This window comes from Mycolicibacter heraklionensis, from assembly GCF_001021505.1.
GTDB classification, from domain to species: domain Bacteria; phylum Actinomycetota; class Actinomycetes; order Mycobacteriales; family Mycobacteriaceae; genus Mycobacterium; species Mycobacterium heraklionense.
Genome location: NZ_LDPO01000004.1, coordinates 42,257 through 63,184, shown reverse-complemented (window position 1 = coordinate 63,184; position 20,928 = coordinate 42,257). Strand labels below are relative to the sequence as shown.

20 protein-coding genes are annotated in these 20,928 nt (G+C 69.1%); 10 read left to right on the top strand and 10 right to left on the bottom strand.

Annotated elements, in window-relative coordinates; all coding sequences use genetic code 11:
- The first annotated feature begins 15 nt into the window (after positions 1-15).
- Complete coding sequence (locus ABW16_RS07085) at positions 16-816, top strand: DUF3710 domain-containing protein (protein ID WP_412178185.1); 801 nt, start codon at positions 16-18, stop codon at positions 814-816.
- Positions 817-928: 112 nt separating this feature from the next.
- On the opposite strand, the gene ABW16_RS07080 is transcribed toward ABW16_RS07085, so the two are convergent.
- The gene (locus ABW16_RS07080) at positions 929-1,639 is read right to left on the bottom strand and encodes an alpha/beta fold hydrolase (protein WP_047318621.1); all 711 of its coding nucleotides are present in this window, start codon (positions 1,637-1,639) and stop codon (positions 929-931) included.
- Between the two features lie 106 nt (positions 1,640-1,745).
- On the opposite strand from ABW16_RS07080, the gene ABW16_RS07075 reads away from it, so the two are divergent.
- Both ABW16_RS07075 and ABW16_RS07070 read left to right on the top strand, forming a co-directional pair.
- The gene (locus ABW16_RS07075) at positions 1,746-2,117 is read left to right on the top strand and encodes an OB-fold nucleic acid binding domain-containing protein (protein WP_024441567.1); all 372 of its coding nucleotides are present in this window, start codon (positions 1,746-1,748) and stop codon (positions 2,115-2,117) included.
- A 28-nt stretch (positions 2,118-2,145) separates the two neighbouring features.
- Entirely contained in the window at positions 2,146-2,820 is a 675-nt protein-coding gene (locus ABW16_RS07070) for a DUF3159 domain-containing protein (protein ID WP_047318445.1), read from the top strand.
- On the opposite strand, the gene ABW16_RS07065 is transcribed toward ABW16_RS07070, so the two are convergent.
- Positions 2,806-3,468, bottom strand: a complete 663-nt coding sequence (locus ABW16_RS07065; protein WP_047318444.1) for a potassium channel family protein — start codon at positions 3,466-3,468, stop codon at positions 2,806-2,808. The two genes, ABW16_RS07070 and ABW16_RS07065, sit on opposite strands and share 15 nt — an antisense overlap.
- Complete coding sequence (locus ABW16_RS07060) at positions 3,465-4,136, bottom strand: potassium channel family protein (protein WP_200900628.1); 672 nt, start codon at positions 4,134-4,136, stop codon at positions 3,465-3,467. Before ABW16_RS07060 ends, ABW16_RS07065 begins: the two co-directional genes overlap by 4 nt.
- Positions 4,137-4,250: 114 nt before the next feature.
- Here ABW16_RS07060 and ABW16_RS07055 point away from each other — a divergent pair, with 114 nt between their 5' ends.
- Together ABW16_RS07055 and ABW16_RS07050 are read left to right on the top strand one after the other, a co-directional pair.
- A complete protein-coding gene (locus ABW16_RS07055; protein WP_047318442.1) occupies positions 4,251-6,248 on the top strand; it encodes an APC family permease in 1,998 nt (665 codons plus the stop codon).
- A complete protein-coding gene (locus tag ABW16_RS07050; protein ID WP_047318441.1) occupies positions 6,245-7,429 on the top strand; it encodes a class I SAM-dependent RNA methyltransferase in 1,185 nt (394 codons plus the stop codon). The genes ABW16_RS07055 and ABW16_RS07050 overlap by 4 nt, the downstream gene beginning before the upstream one ends.
- Before the next feature lie 16 nt (positions 7,430-7,445).
- Here ABW16_RS07050 and ABW16_RS07045 read toward each other — a convergent pair whose 3' ends face one another.
- On the bottom strand, positions 7,446-8,735 hold the full coding sequence (locus tag ABW16_RS07045) for an ArsB/NhaD family transporter (RefSeq protein ID WP_047318440.1): 1,290 nt from the start codon (positions 8,733-8,735) through the stop codon (positions 7,446-7,448).
- A gap of 8 nt (positions 8,736-8,743) precedes the next feature.
- Positions 8,744-9,187 (bottom strand): CBS domain-containing protein, encoded by a 444-nt coding sequence (locus tag ABW16_RS07040; RefSeq protein ID WP_047318439.1) that lies wholly within the window; start codon positions 9,185-9,187, stop codon positions 8,744-8,746.
- A gap of 47 nt (positions 9,188-9,234) precedes the next feature.
- Here ABW16_RS07040 and dxs point away from each other — a divergent pair, with 47 nt between their 5' ends.
- A complete protein-coding gene (gene dxs / locus ABW16_RS07035) occupies positions 9,235-11,148 on the top strand; it encodes a 1-deoxy-D-xylulose-5-phosphate synthase (RefSeq protein WP_047318438.1) in 1,914 nt (637 codons plus the stop codon).
- A 33-nt stretch (positions 11,149-11,181) separates the two neighbouring features.
- Here dxs and ABW16_RS07030 read toward each other — a convergent pair whose 3' ends face one another.
- Together ABW16_RS07030 and ABW16_RS07025 are read right to left on the bottom strand one after the other, a co-directional pair.
- Complete coding sequence (locus tag ABW16_RS07030; RefSeq protein WP_047318437.1) at positions 11,182-12,432, bottom strand: HRDC domain-containing protein; 1,251 nt, start codon at positions 12,430-12,432, stop codon at positions 11,182-11,184.
- A 1-nt stretch (position 12,433) separates the two neighbouring features.
- Positions 12,434-13,015: a DUF3000 domain-containing protein gene (locus ABW16_RS07025; protein ID WP_024441578.1), complete on the bottom strand. Its 582-nt coding sequence runs from the start codon at positions 13,013-13,015 to the stop codon at positions 12,434-12,436.
- A 222-nt stretch (positions 13,016-13,237) separates the two neighbouring features.
- Here ABW16_RS07025 and hemE point away from each other — a divergent pair, with 222 nt between their 5' ends.
- The 4 genes from hemE (at position 13,238) to ABW16_RS07005 (ending at position 17,576) form a co-directional block, all read left to right on the top strand.
- Positions 13,238-14,287, top strand: a complete 1,050-nt coding sequence (gene hemE / locus ABW16_RS07020; protein WP_047318620.1) for a uroporphyrinogen decarboxylase — start codon at positions 13,238-13,240, stop codon at positions 14,285-14,287.
- A complete protein-coding gene (locus ABW16_RS07015; protein WP_047318619.1) occupies positions 14,281-15,645 on the top strand; it encodes a protoporphyrinogen oxidase in 1,365 nt (454 codons plus the stop codon). Before hemE ends, ABW16_RS07015 begins: the two co-directional genes overlap by 7 nt.
- A gap of 35 nt (positions 15,646-15,680) precedes the next feature.
- On the top strand, positions 15,681-16,382 hold the full coding sequence (hemQ, locus tag ABW16_RS07010; RefSeq protein ID WP_047318436.1) for a hydrogen peroxide-dependent heme synthase: 702 nt from the start codon (positions 15,681-15,683) through the stop codon (positions 16,380-16,382).
- Between the two features lie 117 nt (positions 16,383-16,499).
- Positions 16,500-17,576, top strand: a complete 1,077-nt coding sequence (locus tag ABW16_RS07005; protein WP_047318435.1) for a histidine phosphatase family protein — start codon at positions 16,500-16,502, stop codon at positions 17,574-17,576.
- A 9-nt stretch (positions 17,577-17,585) separates the two neighbouring features.
- Here ABW16_RS07005 and msrB read toward each other — a convergent pair whose 3' ends face one another.
- From msrB to ABW16_RS06990, 3 genes are all read right to left on the bottom strand, one after another.
- Complete coding sequence (gene msrB, locus ABW16_RS07000; RefSeq protein ID WP_047318434.1) at positions 17,586-17,996, bottom strand: peptide-methionine (R)-S-oxide reductase MsrB; 411 nt, start codon at positions 17,994-17,996, stop codon at positions 17,586-17,588.
- Positions 17,993-19,267 (bottom strand): arabinofuranan 3-O-arabinosyltransferase, encoded by a 1,275-nt coding sequence (aftC, locus tag ABW16_RS06995; RefSeq protein WP_047318618.1) that lies wholly within the window; start codon positions 19,265-19,267, stop codon positions 17,993-17,995. Before aftC ends, msrB begins: the two co-directional genes overlap by 4 nt.
- Before the next feature lie 69 nt (positions 19,268-19,336).
- Entirely contained in the window at positions 19,337-20,920 is a 1,584-nt protein-coding gene (locus tag ABW16_RS06990; protein WP_082133990.1) for an alpha/beta hydrolase, read from the bottom strand.
- Positions 20,921-20,928: the final 8 nt, after the last annotated feature.

Sequence of the window (20,928 nt, the reverse complement as noted above, 5' to 3'; positions counted from 1 at the left end):
CGAAGATGGGCGGCTGTGATGGCATTCGGTAGGGGTAAAGGCAAAGGCGAGGCCGACGAGCCGATGAGCGCCGGGCCGGAAGCCTACGGAGAAGGGGACGAGTTCGTATCCGAGTCGGAAGAGCTGGAGGGCCCCTTCGACATCGAGGACTTCGACGACCCCGCGGCGGCGACGACGGCCCGGCTCGACTTGGGCTCGGTGCTGGTGCCGATGCCGCCGGGCGCTCAGGTCCAGGTCGAGTTGAGCGAGGCGGGTGTCCCCAGCGCGGTGTGGCTGGTGACGTCCCACGGCCGGTTCAACATCGCGGCCTACGCCGCGCCCAAGTCGGCGGGTCTGTGGCGTGAGGTGGCCGGTGAGCTGGCCGAGGCGCTGCGCAGGGACAACGCGAACGTCAGCATCGTCGACGGTCCGTGGGGCCGGGAGGTGCTCGGTTCGGCGACCGGGGCGGTCCGGTTCATCGGGGTCGACGGCTACCGCTGGATGGTGCGCTGCGTGATCAACGGTCGGCCCGAGACCATGGAGGTGCTCGCCCAGCAGGCGCGAGAGGCGCTGGCCGACACCGTCGTCCGCCGCGGCGACACGCCGCTGCCGGTGCGCACCCCGTTGCCGGTACGACTGCCCGAGCCGATGGCCGAGCAGTTGCGAGCGGCTGCGGCGCAGCAGGCGGCGGCCGAGCAGGCCGCCGTGCAGCAGGCAGCCGCGCTGCAGGAGGCCACCATGTTCGGTGGAGGCGGAGACATACCGCCCGCGCCGGCCGCTCGCCGCAGCGTGGAGGGATCCGCGATGCAGCAGTTGCGCACTATTACCGGCGGTTAGCGAGGCTCGACGCAGGAGAGCCGAAGCTGGACCGCCGAATCAACACCGGCGGTTAGCGAGGCTCGACGCAGGAGAGCCGAAGCTGGACCGCCGAGTCAACACCGGCGGTTAGTCAATCCGCCTGCGCCATCGTCAGCGCGGTCACGCAGGCGGTGCCCAAGGCGGTCGGGTCGGCGCCGATCTGGTCCAGGGTGACGGTGCACAGCGCCGCGCGCGGCACGGCGGCGGCCCATTCGGAGGCCGTCTGCAACGGATGGACCGCGTCGTCGACCGCGGCGGTCACTCCCATCGGCACGGTCAGGGCCGCCAGCTCGGCGTGCGTCGGCGCGACATAGGCCGCGGCCTCCTCTAAAGCGTCGGGCAGCTGCGGCCACTGAGCGGTCCACGAGCGGGTCAACTCGTCGCCGAGCCACCCCGGGCTCGATGCCCGCATCTGGGCCACCACCACCGCCAGGCCGTCGTTGCGCAACTGCTCGGCGCTGTAGCGCGCGGCGTGGGCGGCGGGTGCGTCATCGGGGGCGCCGGTCCAGGCGGGCAGCGCGGCCAGCACTCCGACCACTCGCTCGGGATGGCGCAGTGCCCACGCGGTGGCCACCGCCGCGCCGATCGAGACACCACCGGCGAGGATCGGGCCGGATCGCGCGGCCGCCGCATCCAGCGCCTCCAGATAACCCTCGATGAGTCGGCCCGGCTGCGGGCGATGCGTCACCAATTCGGCACCCACCTGCTGCAACGGGCGCCGAAACGCCCGGCCGATGTAGTCGTCGTCGGATCCGGTCCCCGGCAGCAGAACGGCCGTCACGCCGCGCAGAACCAATGCCACCTCTTGATCGTCTCGGGCGTTGTCAGCCACCCCGTGGGCAGGTCATGTGGCATTAGGTAATCAACAGGTCTACCGTAGCGTGCGCATACGGATGAGGGAGAGGGCAATGGCTGCTCCGAAAGGGTACCTGCGCCGGCTGACTCGGCGATTGACAGAAGATCCCGAGCTGCGTGACGTCGAAGAGTTGTCCGATGAGGCGCTCAATACCGGCGCGCAGCGCGCGATCGACTGCCAACGCGGCCAAGAGGTCACCATGGTCGGGGTACTGCGCAGCGTCGAAGCCAACGCCAAGGGCTGCGTGGGCGGCGTCCGCGCCGAGCTGTTCGACGGCACCGACACCGTGACGCTGGTGTGGCTGGGGCAGCGACGGATCCCCGGAATCGACTCCGGCCGCACGCTGCGGGTGCACGGCCGGCTGGGCAAACTCGAAAGCGGCTGCAAGGCCATCTACAACCCCCACTACGAAATCCAGCAGTGATCGCGCCTCCGGTCGGGCCGGCGCAGCGATGAGCGAGGACTACAGCGCCGAGGGCGCCCAGGGACCGCAGCGGCTCCTGGAGCAGATCGGTGGGCTGGCCGGAGTGATCTACTCCTCGTTGCCGATCGTGGTGTTCGTGCCGGCCTCCAGTCTCTTCGGACTGCGCGTCGCAGTCCTGGCGGCGTTGGGGGTGGCCGCGGCCGTGTTGGTGTGGCGCCTCATCCGGCGCCAATCCAGCCAGCCGGCGGTATCCGGCTTCCTCGGGGTGGCCGTCTGCGCCCTGATCGCCTATCGGATGGGCGACTCGAAGGCCTATTTCCTGCTCGGAATCTGGATGTCGCTGGTGTGGGCGGTGGTGTTCGCCGCGTCGATGGTGATCCGCCGCCCGGTGGTCGGCTACATCTGGTCGTGGGCCAGCGGCCAGCCCCAGACCTGGCGCGAGCTGCGGGCGGCGATCTACGCCTACGATCTCGCCACGCTGACCTGGGTGCTGGTGTTCGGCTCTCGTTTCGTGGTCCAGCGACTGCTGTACAACGCCGATCAGACCGGCTGGCTCGGAGTGGCCCGCATCGCCATGGGCTGGCCGCTGACCGCGGTGGCGGCGGTGGCCACCTACCTGGCGGTCAAGTACGTGCAGCGCGCACTGGACGAGCGGCCTGTCGCGGGCGAGCCCGAGCGCGAACCCCGGTCAGTGGGCCGGTAGCAACAGCGCGCGCAGTTCGGTCTCGACACCGCTGGACGCGACGAACAGCAGCTCGTCGCCGCCCTCGAGGGGCTCGTCGTCCTGCGGCACGATCACCCGTGTCCCGCGCAGGATCGTCACGAGTGCAGCGTCGCGAGGCAGGGTCAGCTTGCGCACCGGCTTGCCGCCCCACGGGGTGTCGTCGGGCAGCGTGATCTCCAGCAGATTGGCCTGACCCTTGCGGAACTCCATGAGCCGCACCAGGTCTCCGACCGCGACGGCCTCCTCGACCAGCGACGCCAGCATGCGTGGCGTGGACACCGCGACGTCCACCCCCCAAGCGTCGGTGAACAGCCATTCGTTGCGGGGATCATTGACCCGGGCCACCACCCGGGGCACCGCGAACTCGGTTTTGGCCAGCAGCGACAGCACCACATTGGCCTTGTCGTCGCCGGTTGCCGCGATCACCACATCGAAGGTCTCCAGGTGCACGGTCTCCAGCAGGCTCAGCTCGCAGGCGTCGCCCAGATGCCACTGCGCATCGGCGATGTCCTCGGTGTCGACGTGTTCCGGGTTGCGCTCGATCAACGTCACCTGGTGGTCGCTGTCGAGCAACTCGCGTGCAATGGATCGCCCGACCGCGCCGGCCCCGGCTATCACGACCTTCATTTGTCCAGGTCTTCGCTGGGCGGCAGGGCGGTGATGGCGATCGCTTCGGCGACCCGGCCGGACACCGCCACGATGTACACCTGGTCGCTGGCCTGAATCACCGTCTTGGGCTCGGGCAGGATGCCGGTGCCGAATCGGATCAAGAACGCCACCCGGGCATTGGTAGCAGCCTCCAGATCGGTGACGGGGCGACCGATCCAGTCCTCGTGCAGGACGACCTCGGCCACCGCGACCGTGCCGGTGGGATCACGCCACTTCGTGGTCACGCTTTCCCGGGTCAGGGCGTCGAGCAGCCGGTCGGTGGTCCACGGCACGGTGGCGATGGTCGGAATGCCCAGGCGTTCGTAGACCGCGGCCCGCTTGGCGTCGTAGATACGGGCGACCACCCGCGAGACGCCGAACGTCTCCCGGGCCAGCCGCGCGGCGATGATGTTGGAGTTGTCACCCGAGGACACCGCGGCAAACGCAGCGGCCTCCTCGATGCCCGCTCGCAGCAGTACGTCGCGGTCGAAGCCCATGCCGAGCACTCGCTCACCGTTGAACTCCGGGCTGAGCCGGTTGAACGCGGTGCTGTCTCGGTCGATGATGGCGACCTCGTGGCCGATCCGGGACAGCCCGTCGGCGACCGAGGCGCCCACCCGGCCGCAACCCATCACAACTACCCGCACGTGCTGTGTCCCTTCAGGTCCTCTGGGCCGACTTTCGGCTGGTTATCGACTGCAGTAGTGCCCGTATTCGGTGAACGCTACCGCCAGTGCCCGGCTGGCTTACCCTTGGCTCTCGTGTCGAAGATTTCCACCGCTGCTCGGCGCTTGGTTCTGGGCCGGCCCTTTCGCAGTGATCGGCTGAGCCACACGCTGCTGCCCAAGCGCATCGCCCTGCCGGTATTCGCCTCCGATGCGCTGTCCTCGGTGGCCTACGGACCCGAAGAAGTCTTTCTGGTGTTGTCGGTGGCGGGACTCGCGGCCTATCGGATGACCCCGTGGGTCGGCCTGGCTGTCTCCTTCGTGTTCATCACGGTGGTGGCCTCCTATCGCCAGAATGTGCATGCCTACCCCTCCGGCGGCGGCGACTACGAGGTGGTCACCACCAACCTGGGTGCTACCGCGGGTTTGACGGTGGCCAGCGCGTTGATGGTGGATTACGTTCTGACGGTTGCGGTCTCGATCTCGGCGGGAATAGCCAACATCGGCTCGGCGATACCGTTCATCGCCGACCACAAGGTCGTGTTCGCGGTGGGCACCGTTGTGTTGGTGGCGGCGGCCAATCTGCGCGGCATCCGCGAATCGGGTACCGCGTTCGCCTTCCCGACGTACGCGTTCATGATCGGTGTCTTTGCGATGCTGGGCTGGGGGCTATTCCAGATCTTCGTGTTGGGCCACCCGCTGCAGGCTGAGTCGGCGGCGTTCAAGATCCACTCCACTCATGGTGAGGTGGTCGGCGTGGCCCTGGTGTTCCTGGTGGCGAAATCGTTCTCGTCGGGGTGTGCCGCACTGACGGGGGTGGAAGCGATCAGCAACGGCGTGCCCGCCTTCCGCAAGCCCAAGTCGCGCAACGCCGCCACCACGCTGCTGATGTTGGGTGTGATCGCGGTGACACTGATGATGGGCATCATCGTGCTGGCCCGCGAGACCGGGGTGAAGATCGCCGCCCGCCCGCACGAACAGCTGATCGGGGCGCCGGCGGACTACGAGCAGAAGACCCTGCTGGCTCAGCTGGCCGAGACGGTGTTCCGGGGCTTTCCGCCCGGTCTGTGGATCATCGCCGGGGTGACTGCGCTGATCCTGGCGCTGGCCGCCAACACCGCGTTCAACGGTTTCCCGGTGCTGGGCTCGATCCTGGCGCAGGACCGCTATCTCCCGCGTCAGCTGCACACCCGCGGTGACCGGCTGGCGTTCTCCAACGGCATCGTGTTCTTGGCGGTGGTGGCCATCGCCTTCATCGTGGCATTCGGGGCGGAGGTGACCGCGCTGATCCAGCTCTACATCGTCGGGGTGTTCGTCTCCTTCACGCTGAGTCAGATCGGCATGGTGCGGCACTGGAACCGGTTGTTGCGCAACGAAACCGACCGAGCGGCCCGCGTCAAGATGATGCGCTCCCGGGTGGTCAACACCATCGGCTTCATCGCTACCGGGACGGTGTTGATCGTGGTGATCATCACCAAGTTCGTGGCCGGCGCGTGGATCGCGATCGTCGCCATGTCGGTGCTGTTCGCCATGATGAAGATGATCCGCCGGCACTACGACACCGTCAGCCAGGAGCTGGCCGAACAGTCCGCCGTGCTGGACGACCAGGCGGTGCTGCCCAGCCGCAACCACGCCCTGGTGCTGGTGTCCAAGCTGCATCTGCCGACCCGCCGCGCGCTGGCCTACGCGCGGGCGACGCGTCCGGACGCCCTGGAGGCGATCACCGTCAACGTCGATGACACCGAGACCCGGGCCCTGGTGCGGGAGTGGGAGGATAGCGAGATCACCGTTCCACTCAAGGTGATCGCATCGCCGTACCGGGAGGTCACCCGGCCGGTGCTCGAATACGTCAAACGCATCAGCAAGGAGTCGCCGCGCACCGTGGTGACCGTCTACATCCCCGAATACGTGGTGGGCCACTGGTGGGAGCAGTTGCTGCACAACCAGAGTGCGTTGCGGCTCAAGACCCGGCTGTTGTTCATGCCGCAGGTCATGGTCACCTCGGTGCCCTGGCAGCTGAACTCCTCGGAGCGGCGCAAAGTCTTGGAGCCGCACCACGCTCCCGGCGACACCCGGAGAGGTTTCCTAGAGTGATCGACCAGGAATTGGTCTTGACAACCGGGGCGCCGGCGAATGGCGGCAGTTGTGTGGCCCGCCCCCCGGACTCCGGCGGTCGGGTGGTATTCGTGCGGTACGCGCTGCCCGGCGAGCGGGTGCGGGTGCGGATCACCGCCGAGCGGGGCTCGTACTGGCACGGTGAATGTGTCGAGGTGCTCGAACCCGCGACCGGCCGCATCGACTCGCTCTGCCCGATCGCGGGGGTCGACGGTGCCGGCTGCTGCGATCTGGCGTTCGCCGACCCGGCCGCGGTGCGCGCCCTCAAGGGTGAGGTGGTGTCCAACCAGCTGGCCCGGCTCGGTGGCCACGAGTGGCAGGGCGAGGCCGAACCGCTCGGCGATGACGGCCCGACGGGCTGGCGCAGCCGGGTTCGCCTGGAGGTGGGCGCCGACGGGCAGGCCGGCTTTCACCGCTACCACAGCGATGAGCTGGTCACCGACCTGCGATGCGGTCAGCTGCCGACCGGCATGACCAAAGGACTGGCCGAGCAGAGTTGGCGGCCCGGCGACCACGTGCACGTGGTCGCCGACGACGACGGTGTCCGTCACGTGGTGAGCACCGGCCGTGACCACCGGCCGGAGGTCGTCGAAGGCGACTATCACGCCACTCAGTGGGTGGGCCGGCGCCGCTGGCAGATCCCGGTGACCGCGTTCTGGCAGGCGCACCGCCGCGCGGCCTCGCTGTACAGCGCGCTGATCGCCGAATGGGCGCAGCCTGACCCCGGCAGCACCGCCTGGGACCTCTACGGCGGAGCGGGAATCTTCGCCGCAGCGCTGGCCGAGCAGGTGGGGGAGTCCGGCCGGGTGATCAGCGTCGACACCTCACGGGCCGCGACGGGCGCCGCACGGGCGGCGCTGGCCGATCTGCCGCAGGTATCGGTACGCACCGACTCGGTGCGCCGGGTGCTCGGGGCCGAGCGTGCGACGGCCGGAGTCGCGGTGCTGGATCCGCCGCGCGCCGGTGCCGGTCGCGAGGTCATCGACCTGCTGGCGGCCGCGGACGTGCCGCGTGTGGTGCATATCGGTTGTGAGGCGGCGGCCTTCGCTCGCGACATCGGCCTGTATCGCGGGCACGGCTACACCGTCGAGCAGATCCGAGTGTTCGACGCGTTCCCCTTGACCCATCACGTGGAGTGCGTGGCGTTGTTGACGCGCTGAGCCGCCGCGGGCGATATCAGCCGAAGACGAAATAGCGCAACCACAGGTACGACGCGGACAATGCCACCGAGACGATGGTGACCACAATCCCTTTGCGGGTGAACTCCCAAAATGAAATGGGACTGCCTGCGCGGCGGGCGATTCCGAGCATCACCACGTTGGCGCTGGCCCCGACCGCGGTCAGGTTGCCGCCGAAGTCGGCGCCCAGCGCCAACGCCCACCACAGCGCATCGGGGTGCAGGTTGGTGGGCAGGGTGGTGCTGAGCTCGGCCACGATCGGCGTCATGGTCGCGACGTAGGGGATGTTGTCGATGATCCCGGACACCGGCGCGGACACACCCAGGATTCCCATCGTGGTCAACAGCGCGTTGCCGCCGGTCACCTCGGTGGCGGCCTTGGCCAGGGCGGCGATTGCGCCGGTGTCCACCAGGGCGCCGACCATTACGAACAGGCCGGCGAAGAACAGCAGCGTCTCCCACTCGACGCCGGACAGGTAGTCCGAGCGCTCCAACCCGGAGACCACGATCAGCACCCCGGCGCCCAGCAACGCCACCACCGACGGCTCCAGGTGCAGCGCCGAATGCCCGATGAACGCGGCGAACACCGCGGCGAGCACCAGGCCGCACTTGATCAGCAGGCTCCGGTCGCGGATCGCCTCGCCCTCTTCCAGTGCCATCACGTCGGCGACCCGCTCGGCTTCGACGACGAACGATCCCGGAAACAGCCGGGGCAGCATGGCGATGAATACGACGATCACGATGGCGACGATCGGCGCCAGGTGTAGCAGGAAGGAGTTGAACGACAACCCCGCTCGGCTGGCGATGATGATGTTGGGTGGGTCGCCGACCAGGGTGGCGGCGCCGCCGATGTTGGAGGCGAACACCTCGGCCATCAGAAAGGGCGCGGCGTTGATGTCGAGGCGGTCGCAGACCAGCAGGGTGACCGGGGCGATCAACAGCACCGTGGTGACGTTGTCCAGCAGCGCCGAGGCCCCCGCGGTCACCAACACCAGCAGGACCATGATCCGCAGCGGGGAACCCTTGGCGCGCTTGGCGGCCCAGATCGCGATGTACTCGAACACACCGGTCTGGCGCAGCACGCTGACGATGATCATCATGCCCAGCAGCAGGAAGATGACATCCCAGTCGATTCCGGTCTCGCGGGAGTAAAAGATGTCGTCCGACGAGATGACCGGCAGGATGACGACGGCCGCCGCGCCGGTCAACGCCACCAGGGTCTTGTTGACCCGGTCGGCGGCGATGAACGCGTAGGCGATCAGGAACACCGCGACCGCGATGAATGCCATCCGCGGGATCAGACTTTCAGCGCCGCGGCAAGCAGCCGCGATGCGGTGATCACGCCCGTCAGCTCGCCGTCCTTGACGACGGCCAGCAGGGGGCTGCGAAAACGGGCCATGGTGGCGGCGACTTCGATGATGGTCTCGTCGGCGTGGACGGCCGGCACGTCGCTCAGGTGCTCGGGCAGCACGTCGCGCACCGTCTTGCCCCGCAGCTTCTCGGCCGCACGGTCCGCCGCGTTCTCACTGAGCACACCCGCCAGGGCGGGGTCGTCCTGGATGTAGCCCGGCACGATGAAGCGCACCACCTGGGAGGCCGGCAGCACCGCATAAGGCTTGCCGGCAGCGTCGGTGACGACGAGGCCGGGCAGCCGGTGCTCAGCGAGCAACCGGGCCGCGTCCAAGGCGTCGGAGTCGATGGCCACCACCGGGAATTCCTCGGCGATCTGTTCGGCGTGCACACGACGACGATACGGTGGCCACCTCCGGCCATGCGTAGACTGGCCGGATGCTTGAAGGGATCCGCGGCCCCGCCGATCTGCAGCACCTTTCGCAGGCTCAGCTGACCGATCTGGCGGCGGAAATCCGTGAGTTCCTGATCCACAAGGTCGCCGCGACCGGCGGGCATCTGGGCCCCAACCTGGGTGTGGTGGAGCTGACCCTGGCGCTGCACCGGGTGTTCGACTCGCCCCACGACCCGATCATCTTCGACACCGGGCACCAGGCCTACGTGCACAAGATGCTGACCGGGCGCAGTCGCGAGTTCGACACCCTGCGCAAGAAGGGCGGGCTGTCGGGTTACCCGTCGCGCGCCGAGAGCGAGCACGACTGGGTGGAGTCCAGCCACGCCAGCTCGGCGCTGTCCTACGCCGACGGCCTGGCCAAAGCCTTCGAGCTGACCGGGCACCGCAACCGGCATGTGGTGGCCGTCGTCGGTGACGGCGCCCTGACCGGCGGGATGTGCTGGGAGGCGCTGAACAACATCGCCGCGGGCAACCGCCCGGTGGTGATCGTGGTCAACGACAACGGCCGCAGCTACGCGCCCACCATCGGTGGCTTCGCCGACCACCTGGCCGCACTGCGGCTGCAGCCCGCCTACGAGCGCCTGCTGGAGCGGGGCCGCACCGCGATCCGCGGGATGCCGGTCGTCGGCGAACTCGGCTACCAGGTGATCCACAGTTTCAAGGCGGGGCTCAAGGATGCGCTGGCGCCGCAGGCGCTCTTCACCGACCTGGGCCTGAAGTACCTGGGCCCGATCGACGGTCATGACGAGGCCGCGGTGGAGTCCGCGCTGCGCCGCGCCAGGGGCTTCGGCGGGCCGGTGATCGTGCACGTGGTCACCCGCAAGGGCAAGGGCTATGGCCCGGCCGAGAACGACGAGGCCGAGCAGATGCACGCCTGCGGGGTGATCGATCCGCTGACCGGCTACGCCACCGAAACCGCTGGGCGCGGCTGGACGGCGGTGTTCTCCGACGCGCTCATCGAGTACGGCACCAAGCGCCGTGATGTCGTCGCCATCACCGCCGCTATGCCCGGCCCCACCGGGCTCGCGCCGTTCGGGCAGCGCTTCCCGGACCGGATGTTCGACGTCGGGATCGCCGAGCAGCACGCACTGACTTCCGCGGCCGGGCTGGCGATGGGCGGCCTGCACCCGGTGGTGGCGGTGTATTCGACGTTCCTCAACCGCGCCTTCGACCAGCTTGTGATGGACGTCGCGCTGCACAAGCTGCCGGTCACGCTGGTGTTGGATCGGTCCGGGATCACCGGGCCCGACGGTGCGAGTCACAACGGTATGTGGGATCTGTCGGTGCTGGGGATCGTGCCCGGCATCCGGGTGGCCGCGCCTCGCGACGGCGTCCGACTGCGCGAGGAGCTCGGCGAAGCGCTCGAGGTCAACGACGGGCCCACCGCCCTGCGATTCCCGAAGGGGGATGTGGGCGAAGACATTCCCGCCATCGAGCGGCGCTCCGGGGTGGACGTGCTCGCGGTCCCGGCCGACGGTTTGCCCCAAGACGTCCTGCTGGTCGCGGTCGGCGCCTTCGCGCCCATGGCGCTGGCGGTGGCCGACCGGCTGCACAACCAGGGCATCGGGGTGACGGTCGTCGACCCGCGGTGGGTGCTCCCGGTGCCGGAGGTGCTCGTCGAGATGGCCGGTGCGCACAAGCTGGTGGTCACCTGCGAGGACAACGGCGTGGCCGGCGGTATCGGCTCGGCGGTGTCGGCGGCGCTGCGGCGTGCCGAGGTCGACCTGCCCTGCCGCGATGTCGGTCTGCCGCAGCGTTTCTACGACCACGCCTCGCGCGGTCAGCTGCTGGCCGAGGTCGGCCTGACCGCACAGGATGTGGCTCGCCAGATCACCGGCTGGGTGGCGGCGATGGGCGCCTCCAACTGCGTCGACGAGGTCAGCGAGCGGCTGGAGTAGCCGGCCCGACCGGGCGCGCAGAACCCGGCCCGGCTACGGGTGGCCGAGAGCCGCCGTCAGCACCGGCACCGTCAGCTCACGTTGCCAGGGGCGTGCGCCGCCGGCGGCCAGGAACTCCTCGATCACCACCGCGGTGTTTGGTGTCGCCGGTTTGAAGTCCCAGCACAGTCGGCGCACCAGGTCGGGGGTGAGCAGGTTCTCGGTCGGCACCTGCACCTGCTCGGACACGGCAGTCAGGGCGGCGCGGGACGCCTCCAACCGCGCGGCCGCCTCGGGTTTGCGCCGCGCCCAGCGCGACGGCGGCGGTGGACCGCTGGTGGACTCCCCGGCTTCCGGCGGCTCGGGGTTGTCGCGGGCCGCGGCCAGTGCCGCCAGCCAGGTCGCCGCGCTGCGACGTTGTTTGGGCCCGCCGAAGACCGGCAGGGCGAGCAGCTCGTCAACGGTGGTCGGGTTGGCGACGGCCGCGGCGATGATCGCCGAGTCGGGCAGGATGCGTCCGGGCGCGATGTCGCGGCGCGCTGCGATCTGGTCGCGCACCGTCCACAGCTCACGGACGGCGGCTAGGCCGCGCCGATCGCGCACCTTGTGGATGCCCGACGTGCGCCGCCAGCGGTCCCGGCGCGTCGTCGTGGTGAAGTCGGTGACTCGAAGGTGATTGAACTCCTGTGCCGCCCAATCGGTTTTGCCCTGCTCGGACAGCACCTCAGCGATCGCCTGGCGCAGTTCGATGAGCACCTCGACGTCGAGCGCCGCATAGTTGAGCCAATCCGCGGGCAGCGGCCGCTTCGACCAGTCCGCGGCGCCGTGCCCCTTGGCCAGACCCAGTCCCAACAGTCGCTGAACCATCGCGGCCAGGTTCACCCGGTCGAAGCCGGCCAGTCGCCCGGCCAGCTCGGTGTCGTACAACGCTTTGGGCCACATGCCGACCTCGGCCAGGCAGGCCAAGTCCTGGTCGGCGGCGTGCAGAATCCACTCGTCGTCGTCGAGTACCTCGGCAACCGGGCGCAGCAGGGCAGCCGGATCCTCGCCGGCGCCGACCGGATCGATCAGCACCGTCCCGGCACCGGCACGACGGATCTGGATGAGGTAGGCCCGGTTGGAGTAGCGGAAGCCTGATGCCCGCTCGGCATCCACCGCGAACGGGCCGTGACCGCCGGCCAGGAGATCGGCGGCGGCACCGATCTGCGTGCGGGTGACCGACACCTCCGGCACCCCCTCCGCAGGATGCGGCAGCGGTGTCGGCTCGGGCTCTTCGGTGGCCGGTTCGGTGGTCTGCTCGGACATCTCAGACGCGGGTTCGCGAGCTCAGATCAGTGATTCCGACCGGCGGTAGGCCCGCGGCGTGTTCCAGCACCTCGCAGAACGCCTGGACATGGGTGCCCAGCTCCGGGGTGGTCGCGGTCCACGATGCACGCAGTTCCAACTGGTGTCCCCGCGGCGGCCCGGAGATGTCGCCGTACCGAACTGACGTGGTGGCGGTGACGGTCCCGCCCAATGCGGTGACGTGCTCGGTGCGGGCGCCCAGCGCCTCGACCAGCCAACTCCACGCGACTTCGGGCAGTAGCGGGTCGATCGCCTCGTGCGGATCCAGGTCGGCCTGGATGAAGGCCACCATCCGCATGGTGCCGTCCCAGGCGTCGGTGCCGTCGGGGTCATACAGCAGGATCAGCCGCCCGAAGGCATCGCCGTCGGAGTCCTCCGGGACGAAGTCGGTCTCGGGATGCTTGACCTCGGCGCCCAGCGCGTAACTGTAGGGCGCCAGGCGCTGCGGCGGACGGATCGGGCCCAATTCGATTTCCGACCGCACGGTTGCGGCGTGCATCGTCGCCACCGCTTCCCGGAATGGGGCAGGCTCGGCTGATGTCACGGGTGCCGCTCCTTAACTGGTCGCTGTGCGCCGCGTCGCCAGCGGCCGGCACCCAGGGTTCTGTTGTGCACCGCCGCGACGCGGGTCACCGAATCTCACGCTAACCCCCGGCGCCGGTCGGCGCAGACAGGCGCGCCGAATTGGCAAGCGGAAGCCGGGGGACCGCCGCATGAAACGGCACGGTTCGGCCTGCCGCAATCGGGCGTGGCAGCATTGAGCACGATGAGTGCCCGTCGTGAACTGCCTGATTCCCCGTACCTGACCGCCGCTGCCGGCCGGCAACCCAGCCGGGTGCCGGTCTGGTTCATGCGCCAGGCCGGCCGATCCCTGCCCGAATACCGTGAGCTGCGCGCGCAGCACAGCATGCTGGCGGCCTGTTTCGACCCCGAACTGGTCTGCGAGATCACCCTGCAGCCGGTGCGCCGCCACGACGTCGACGCGGCGATCCTGTTCTCCGACATCGTGGTGCCGCTGCGCGGCGCCGGGGTGGATCTGGACATCGTCCCCGATGTCGGTCCGGTGATCGCCAACCCGGTGCGCAGTGCGGCCGATGTCGCAGCCCTGCGGCCGTTGGACCCGCAGCAGGTGACGGCCGTCGCCGCGGCGGTATCACTGCTGGTGGACGCGCTTGGCACGGTGCCGCTGATCGGCTTTGCCGGCGCGCCGTTCACCATGGCCTCCTACCTGGTCGAGGGCGGGCCCAGCCGGACTCACGCCCGCACCAAGGCGATGATGCTGGCCGACCCGGACAGCTGGCACGAGCTGATGACGCGGCTCACGGACCTGACCATCGCGTTTCTGACGGTGCAACTCGACCACGGTGTGGACGCGATCCAATTGTTCGACTCCTGGGCCGGCACGCTGTGCCTGGCCGACTACCAGCGTTTCGTAGCACCGCACAGTGCCCGGGTGTTCGCCACCCTGGCCGACCGGGACGTGCCGATGACGCACTTCGGGGTGCAGACCGGCGAGCTGCTGGGCGCCATGGCCGAGGCTGGTGCCACGGTGGTGGGTGTGGACTGGCGTACCTCGCTGACCGACGCCGCCGCCCGCGTGGGTGCCGGCACCGCCCTGCAGGGCAACCTGGACCCGGCGGTGCTGCTGGCGGGCTGGCCGGTAGTGGAGCGTGCCGCACGGGCCGTCGTCGCCGACGGCCGCGCCGCTGTGGCCGCCGGAGCGTCGGGGCACGTGTTCAACCTCGGCCACGGCGTGCTGCCGGAAACGGACCCCGGGGTGCTGACCGACCTGGTATCGCTGGTTCATTCATTGTGACCACGTCGTACTGCGTCGTCGGGGGCGGCATCTCCGGTCTGGCCGCCGCCTACCGGCTGCGGGCTACGCTCGGCGACGCAGTCGACATCACCGTGTTCGATCCGGCCGACCGGCTCGGCGGGTTGTTGCGTACCGAGACCCTGGGCGGGATCGGCGTGGACGTGGGCGCCGAGGCCTTCGTCGCCCGCCGGCCCGAAGTGCCCGCCCTGCTGGCCGAGCTCGGTTTGGCCGATCGGCAGCGCGGTACCACCGGGGTGCGGCCGTTGCTGTACAGCCGCCGGCTGCTGCATCGGTTGCCGCCGGACACGCTCAGCGGGATTCCGTCGTCGCCGGAGTCGATGGCCGGGCTGGTCGACTCGGAGACCCTTGCCCGGATCGCCGGTGAGCCCACCCGCCCGTTGGCGTTCGAACCGGGCAGTGATCCGGCGCTGGGTGCGCTGGTGGCCGACCGGTTCGGTGCACAGGTGGTGGCCTGCTCGGTGGACCCGCTGATCGGCGGGGTGTACGCGGGTTCGGCGGCGACGGTCGGGCTGCGCTCGGCGGTGCCCGGCCTGGCCACCCTGCTCGATGAAGGCGTGCCCAGCCTGACCGAGGCGGTGCGGCGGGCACTGCCCACGACGACCGGCGTACCGGTCTTCGGCGCAATCACCGGCGGATATCAGGTGCTGGTCAACGCGCTGGTGCGCAGCGCCCGGCTGCGCTGGGTGCAGGCGGCGGTGACCCAGATCGACCCGGTCGGCGACGGATGGCTGTTGCGGGACACCAGTGGCGGCCACCACCGCGCCGACCGGGTAGTCGTCGCGGTGCCCGCCCCCGTGCTGGCCCGGCTGGCCACCGGGTTCGCTCCGCGTGCCGCGGCGGCGGCCAGCCGGATCGGCAACGCGTCGTCGGTGGTGGTGGCGATGGCGGTACCCGCCGGCGCGGCGTTCCCGAACAACTCCGGGGTGCTGGTTGCCACCGGGGAGCGGTTGCACGCCAAGGCGATCACCCTGACCTCGCGCAAATGGGGCGACCGCGGCTACGGCGGCAGGGTCGAGGTGTTGCGGTTGTCCTTCGGCCGGTTCGGCGATTCCCGCACCAGCGCCTCCGACGCGGAGCTGGTGGGGTGGTCGGTGCAGGACCTGGAGGCCGTCTTCGGCGTCACGGTGGACCCGATCGACGTGCGCGTGCAGCGCTGGCCTGCGGCGATGCCGCAATATCGGTCCGGCCATGCCGGCCTGGTCGCCGGGCTGCGCGCCGCCCTGCCACCGACCGTGGCGGTCGCCGGCAACTATCTCGACGGCATCGGAGTACCGGCCTGCATCGCTGCGGCTGATCGGGCGGTGGCGGCCGTGATCAGCGCCACCCCGGCGCCCTAGCGACCTTCACAGCGCATCGTGGCAGCATATGGGCCATGGCGCACCTCGACTACGACAAGCTGAACTCCACCCTCCGCTACGTGATGTTCTCGGTGTTCTCGGTGAATCCGGGTGGACTCGACGCAGGTACTGAGACCCGCGAGGCGATCGCCGACCAGGCCGCCACTTACTTCAAGCAGCAAGAAGAGCGCGGCGTGGTGGTCCGCGGTATCTACGACGTCGCCGGTCTGCGTGCGGACGCCGACTTTATGATCTGGACCCACGCCGAGCGCATCGAGGACCTGCAGGCCACCTACTCCGGGTTCCGCCGCACCGCGCTGGGCCGGCTCTGCGAGCCGGTGTGGAGCAGCGTGGCGTTGCACCGGCCGGCCGAGTTCAACCGCAGTCATGTCCCGGCGTTCATCGCCGGTGAACCGGCCGGCGCCTACGTCTGCGTCTACCCCTTCGTGCGGTCGCTCGAGTGGTACGTCCTGCCCGAAGAGGACCGTCGCAGGATGCTGGCCGAGCACGGGATGGCGGCCCGGGAGTACAAGGATGTCCGGGCCAACACCGTACCCGCGTTCGCGCTCGGTGACTACGAGTGGATCCTGGCGTTCGAGGCGCCCGAACTCGACCGGATCGTCGACCTGATGCGCGACCTGCGTAACACCGAGGCCCGCTTGCACGCGCGGGAGGAAACGCCGTTCTTCACCGGCCCCCGGGTCGAGGTCGAGCAGCTGGTGGCCGCACTTCCATAACAGCCGACGCGACAGCTGTCGCCATCTTGTGTAGATAGCAAACATAAGATATCTTCCGGGACGCTAATTATTTTCTAAGGCTGCGCCTTGGTCCCGTCCTCACGGAGGTGTCGAACGATGCTCGGTCGATCCCAGACAGCTAGCTCGACACCCCGCTTCGCGGCCGCCGGCCCCGCGCTGCTGACCGCCGGCCTGCTCGCCGCGAACCCGGCGGCAGTCCAGCTCCCCGCGGTCCAGCTCGCCGATATTCTGCTGGCCGCCCAAGACATCGTCATGGACATCGTGCGGCATGCCGAAGACGCGCCGCCGGGCAACGAGCGGGTCACGTTCGCCCCGAGTTTTCCCGGGGCCGGAATCAGCGCCAATGGAGAACAGGAAGCGCTCGACACGGCGCAGAAACTCCTCGACGAGATCGGCCTGGGCAAGGTCGCCGGAATCTTCTCCGGTCCCGACACCGACGCGCAGGAAACCGCCTACCCGTTTGCCGACCTCATGGGCATCTCGCATGACGACATCGGAATCCTGTACGGGCTGACCGAGGTCGACGGTGGCATCTACTCCGACCTGCCCAACCTCAGCCCCGCCGGGATCCTCTACGCCCTGTCCAGCGCGCTGTGGACGTTGGCCCTGCCGTCGGTGCTGCCTATCCCGGGCGCCCTGGACTACAACGGCCTGATCGTGCTCGAGAAGTACAACGAAGCGATCGACGCCGTGTACAACCACGCGATGGACAACCCCGTCATCGGTGACAACGGGGCGATCAACGAGGCCGTCTTCAGCAGCTCCGCGGTCACCATGATCTGGGTGATGAACACCGTCAAGAACCCCGACATCGAAGTGCTGCTCAAGGGCCTGTTCGACGTCTCCTCGACCGGCGTGCCGCAGCCGCTGCCCAACGCGGGCATCGTCGAGCTGACCGGCAACCCCGAGGACGGCTGGACGCTGGTCAACTGGGCCGGACAACCCGTCTCGACGGACATGGGCCTGCTGGGCGACGGGTTCCTGCTCTGGCGCGAGCTGGTCCTGCCGCCGCAGCTCGCCGCGTACAACCTCCTCGAGGCGACCCTGTCCGGGGACCCGACCAGCATCGGAAACGCCTTCGTGGACGGCGCGGAGAACATCGGTGCATCGCTTGAGCAGGTTCCGCTGTTGACCTACAACGTTTTCGAGGACATCTTCACCGGGCAGTGGTGAGCCCGGCGGCTATGACGACGGCACCAGCCGCAGGCAGATGCTGTTTATGCAGTAGCGCTGGTCGGTGGGGGTGGGGTAGCCCTCGCCGGTGAACACGTGGCCCAGGTGGCTGTGGCAGGACGCGCACAACACCTCGGTGCGCTGCCTCCCCAGCGAGTTGTCGGCGCGCAGGATCACCGCGTCGGAGTCGGCCGGGTCGAAGAACGACGGCCAGCCGCAGTGCGAGTGGAATTTCTCTGTGCTGCGGAACAATTCGGCACCGCACGCCCGGCACTCGTAGACACCTTCGGTGGTGGTGTCGGTGTATTCACCGGTGTTCGGCGGCTCGGTTCCGGCGCGGCGCAGTACGGCGAATTCTTCGGGGGTCAGTTTCGCGCGCCACTCGTCGTCGGTGAGTGACACCGTCGGTTCGGGGGTCATGCCTCCACGTTAGCCCGCTGACGCTCGGGCGCCAGCCACGCCGGATCGATTCCGTCGTCCAGGCGGCCCTGTTCGCGGGCGTCGAGGTAGCGGTAGCACAGCACGGTGCACACCACGATCAGCAGCAGCGACCAGCCGTAGGTGATCTTGAGGTAGTCCAGCGGCCGCCCGATGTTCATCCACCGGAAGATCAGCCACTTGTCCAGGGTCATGAACCCGTAGACCCCCAGCCACGCCGGCCAGTTGCGCAGCACCGAGTTCGGCAGCACCACGGTCATCAGGAACGGGAACAACACGATCGAGTAGTAGCCCTGTCCCAGCGACAGCACCAGGAACGACGCGGTCAGCAGCACCCCCGAAGAAGTCAGCATCCAGAACCGCGGGTCGCGGGTGCGGTAGTAGCGGTAGAGCAACCAGAGGCTGACGGCGGCCAGAACGGTGAACAGCACCCGCATGAACAGGATCAGACCCGAGGGCAGCCCGAAGAACACCCCGTTGCCCAGGATCGAGGAGTTGAAGTAGTCGCGGGTGCCCAGGATGTAGGGCACCGTCTGGGTGAAGTAACTGCGCGGATCGCTGGTCAGCGGGAACGCCGCCACGTTGAACAGCACCGGCACCCCGATCGCCCCGACGAACGGCCGCCACTGCCGGCTCAGCAGCGGTAAGAGCAGTAGCGGCGCCAACACCGGTTTGACCACCAGGGTCAGCCCGACCGCGACACCGGCCCACCATTGGCGGCTCTCCCGGCCGTCGAGCAGCCAGCGGAAGAACAGCACTTCGGCCAGCAGGATGACGCCGTTGATGTTGGTGAACACCAGTGTGCTGCTCACACTCTCGGTGAGGAACATCGCCGCCAGCAGGGCCGGGGCCGCCACCGAGGTCAGGCGCAAGCCGAACATCCGCAGCAGCAGGTAAGCGGCCAGGACGATCGCGATCGTGTTGGTGGCGATGAAGGTGTACCGCGACAGGGTTTCCGGCAGGTACCCGAACGGGGACATCAGCAGGGTGCCGCCGGGGGAGTACAGGTAGTGCGGATCGACGTAGTCGAAGTGCTCGTTGTAGATGTCCAAGCCGTGCCGGAAGTTCAGCACCGCCCGGTACACCGGTTTGAAGTCGTCGGTGATGTTGCCGTTCAGCGGCAGTATCACGGCGCGGTGGATCAACGACATGATGGCCACCGGCCACAGCACCGAACGCAGTACCGTCGCGGTGCTCGGCGGGGACGTGGGGGGCCGGAATGCGGCCAGCAGGGCGGTGCTCGCCCGGTGCATCAAGGAGTCGGCTGCCGTCACCAGCGAACCGTACCCCGGACCGGGCCCGGGGGCCCGGATCAGGTTGGGTCAGGCCGGGCAGTACACATCGGTGTCGGGCAGCTTGCCGCTGTCGAGGTAGCCGATCAGCGGCGGCAACGTGCACGCCGAGTACACCGCGGCGCCGTGGCCGATGCCCTGCCACATCACCCGCTTGCTGGCCGACCCGGCGTTGATGACGGCCGCGGCGGTGGCCGCCACGCCCTCCTCTCCGACGATCGGATCGTTTTGCGCGCCGAGCAGCAGCACGTCGATCTTGAGTTCCTTCGGCAGGTCGGGGGTGCTGCTGCTGGGCCAGCTCAGGCACTGTGCCATCGCCAGCGCGCCGACCGCGCCGAACTGTGGGTACTCCTTGCCCCAGGCGACCACCAGCTCCCGGACCCGATCGGGCGTGGGCCGGTTGAGCGCGTCGGCGCACGAGTTGATGAAGTGCCCGTCGCTGCCGGTGGTGCCTTGGGACCGGTTGATCAAGTTGTTCAACAGATTGGCGTCGCCGGAGTTGGCCGAGGCCAGTGCCTTGGCCAACTCGTTGGTGGTGTTGACCCGATCGCCGGTGGGATAGCCCAGGGCCGTGACGATCGCGTTGGTCACCGCGGCCACCGAGGCGCCACCCGGACCATGCCCGGAGCGCGCCGCGCCCAGCAGCGCGTCGACGGCCCCCTTCGGGTCCGGGCCCAGCGCACAGCTGACTGCGACGCACTGCGCGGCGAACGCCTCGAAGGCCGCCTGCTGGCCCTTGACCCGTTCCTCGGCCGCGGCCTCGGCGGCGACTCCGAGGGGGATGGGGGAATCCAGTGCCAGCCGGGCCACCTTCCCCGGATGAGAGCCGGCGTACGCCAAGGCGATCTGGGCGCCGTTGCCGATACCGAGCAGCGACAGCGCGGGAATGTCCCAGATGCTGCGCAGTCGTTCGAGATCCGTGGCGGCGTGGGTGTTGTCGTAGGAGGACTCACCCGGCGAGATGGAGTCGGTGCAGTCGGTGGTGGCCTCCTGAGTGACCGTGCCCAGGCTGGCCACCGGGTCGTCGCCGGGGGTGAACTGCGCCTGGTTCCACATTTCGTCGCGCTGGCTGCGATTGCGGCAGTCCACCGGGCTCGACATTCCGATGCCGCGCCGGTCCACGGCGACGACCGGGTGGCTCTTGAGCACGTCCGCGCCGGCCCGCGCCAGCCAGATCGGCAGCTGCAGCGACGACGGCAGATCCCAGCCGGTGGTGAACACCACGGGGCCGGCGTCGCCCGGGGTCTGCACGGACCGGGCCCGCACCACCCCGATGCTGATCGCCCCGGAGCCGCCGCCGAGGGGATCGATGTCGGCGTCGTAGCTGGCGCAGTCCAGCCGCACACCGGGCGTGGCGGGCACCGCGGCGTCGCCGAAGACCCGGGCGGTGCAGTCATGCCACGGCAGGTCGTTCTTGGGCACCTCCACCGGAGGGGGTCCGGCGTGGTCCGAGGTGGACTCGGGTTGGCCCTGGGCCCCAGCGCCGGAGTTGGTTGCAAACCGCGGGTTGGCGGCCAGCCCGGGCGCGCATCCGGCCAGCAGGGGCGCGGACCCGGCCAGTACGGCCGCAGCCGTCACCACCGCGATCCGGGCGAACCTCGAAGAGCTGGTCATGCCTGTCA

What these genes read in the sequence shown, in the direction of transcription:
- msrB (WP_047318434.1), bottom strand. Translation starts at nt 17,996, where the DNA reads ATGACCCCCGAACCGACGGTGTCACTCACCGACGACGAGTGGCGCGCG.
- ABW16_RS07030 (WP_047318437.1), bottom strand. Translation starts at nt 12,432, where the DNA reads ATGTCCGAGCAGACCACCGAACCGGCCACCGAAGAGCCCGAGCCGACA.
- aftC (WP_047318618.1), bottom strand. Translation starts at nt 19,267, where the DNA reads ATGCACCGGGCGAGCACCGCCCTGCTGGCCGCATTCCGGCCCCCCACG.
- dxs (WP_047318438.1), top strand. Translation starts at nt 9,235, where the DNA reads ATGCTTGAAGGGATCCGCGGCCCCGCCGATCTGCAGCACCTTTCGCAG.
- ABW16_RS07075 (WP_024441567.1), top strand. Translation starts at nt 1,746, where the DNA reads ATGGCTGCTCCGAAAGGGTACCTGCGCCGGCTGACTCGGCGATTGACA.
- ABW16_RS07005 (WP_047318435.1), top strand. Translation starts at nt 16,500, where the DNA reads ATGCTCGGTCGATCCCAGACAGCTAGCTCGACACCCCGCTTCGCGGCC.
- ABW16_RS07045 (WP_047318440.1), bottom strand. Translation starts at nt 8,735, where the DNA reads ATGGCATTCATCGCGGTCGCGGTGTTCCTGATCGCCTACGCGTTCATC.
- hemE (WP_047318620.1), top strand. Translation starts at nt 13,238, where the DNA reads ATGAGTGCCCGTCGTGAACTGCCTGATTCCCCGTACCTGACCGCCGCT.
- ABW16_RS07070 (WP_047318445.1), top strand. Translation starts at nt 2,146, where the DNA reads ATGAGCGAGGACTACAGCGCCGAGGGCGCCCAGGGACCGCAGCGGCTC.
- ABW16_RS07065 (WP_047318444.1), bottom strand. Translation starts at nt 3,468, where the DNA reads ATGAAGGTCGTGATAGCCGGGGCCGGCGCGGTCGGGCGATCCATTGCA.
- hemQ (WP_047318436.1), top strand. Translation starts at nt 15,681, where the DNA reads ATGGCGCACCTCGACTACGACAAGCTGAACTCCACCCTCCGCTACGTG.
- ABW16_RS06990 (WP_082133990.1), bottom strand. Translation starts at nt 20,920, where the DNA reads ATGACCAGCTCTTCGAGGTTCGCCCGGATCGCGGTGGTGACGGCTGCG.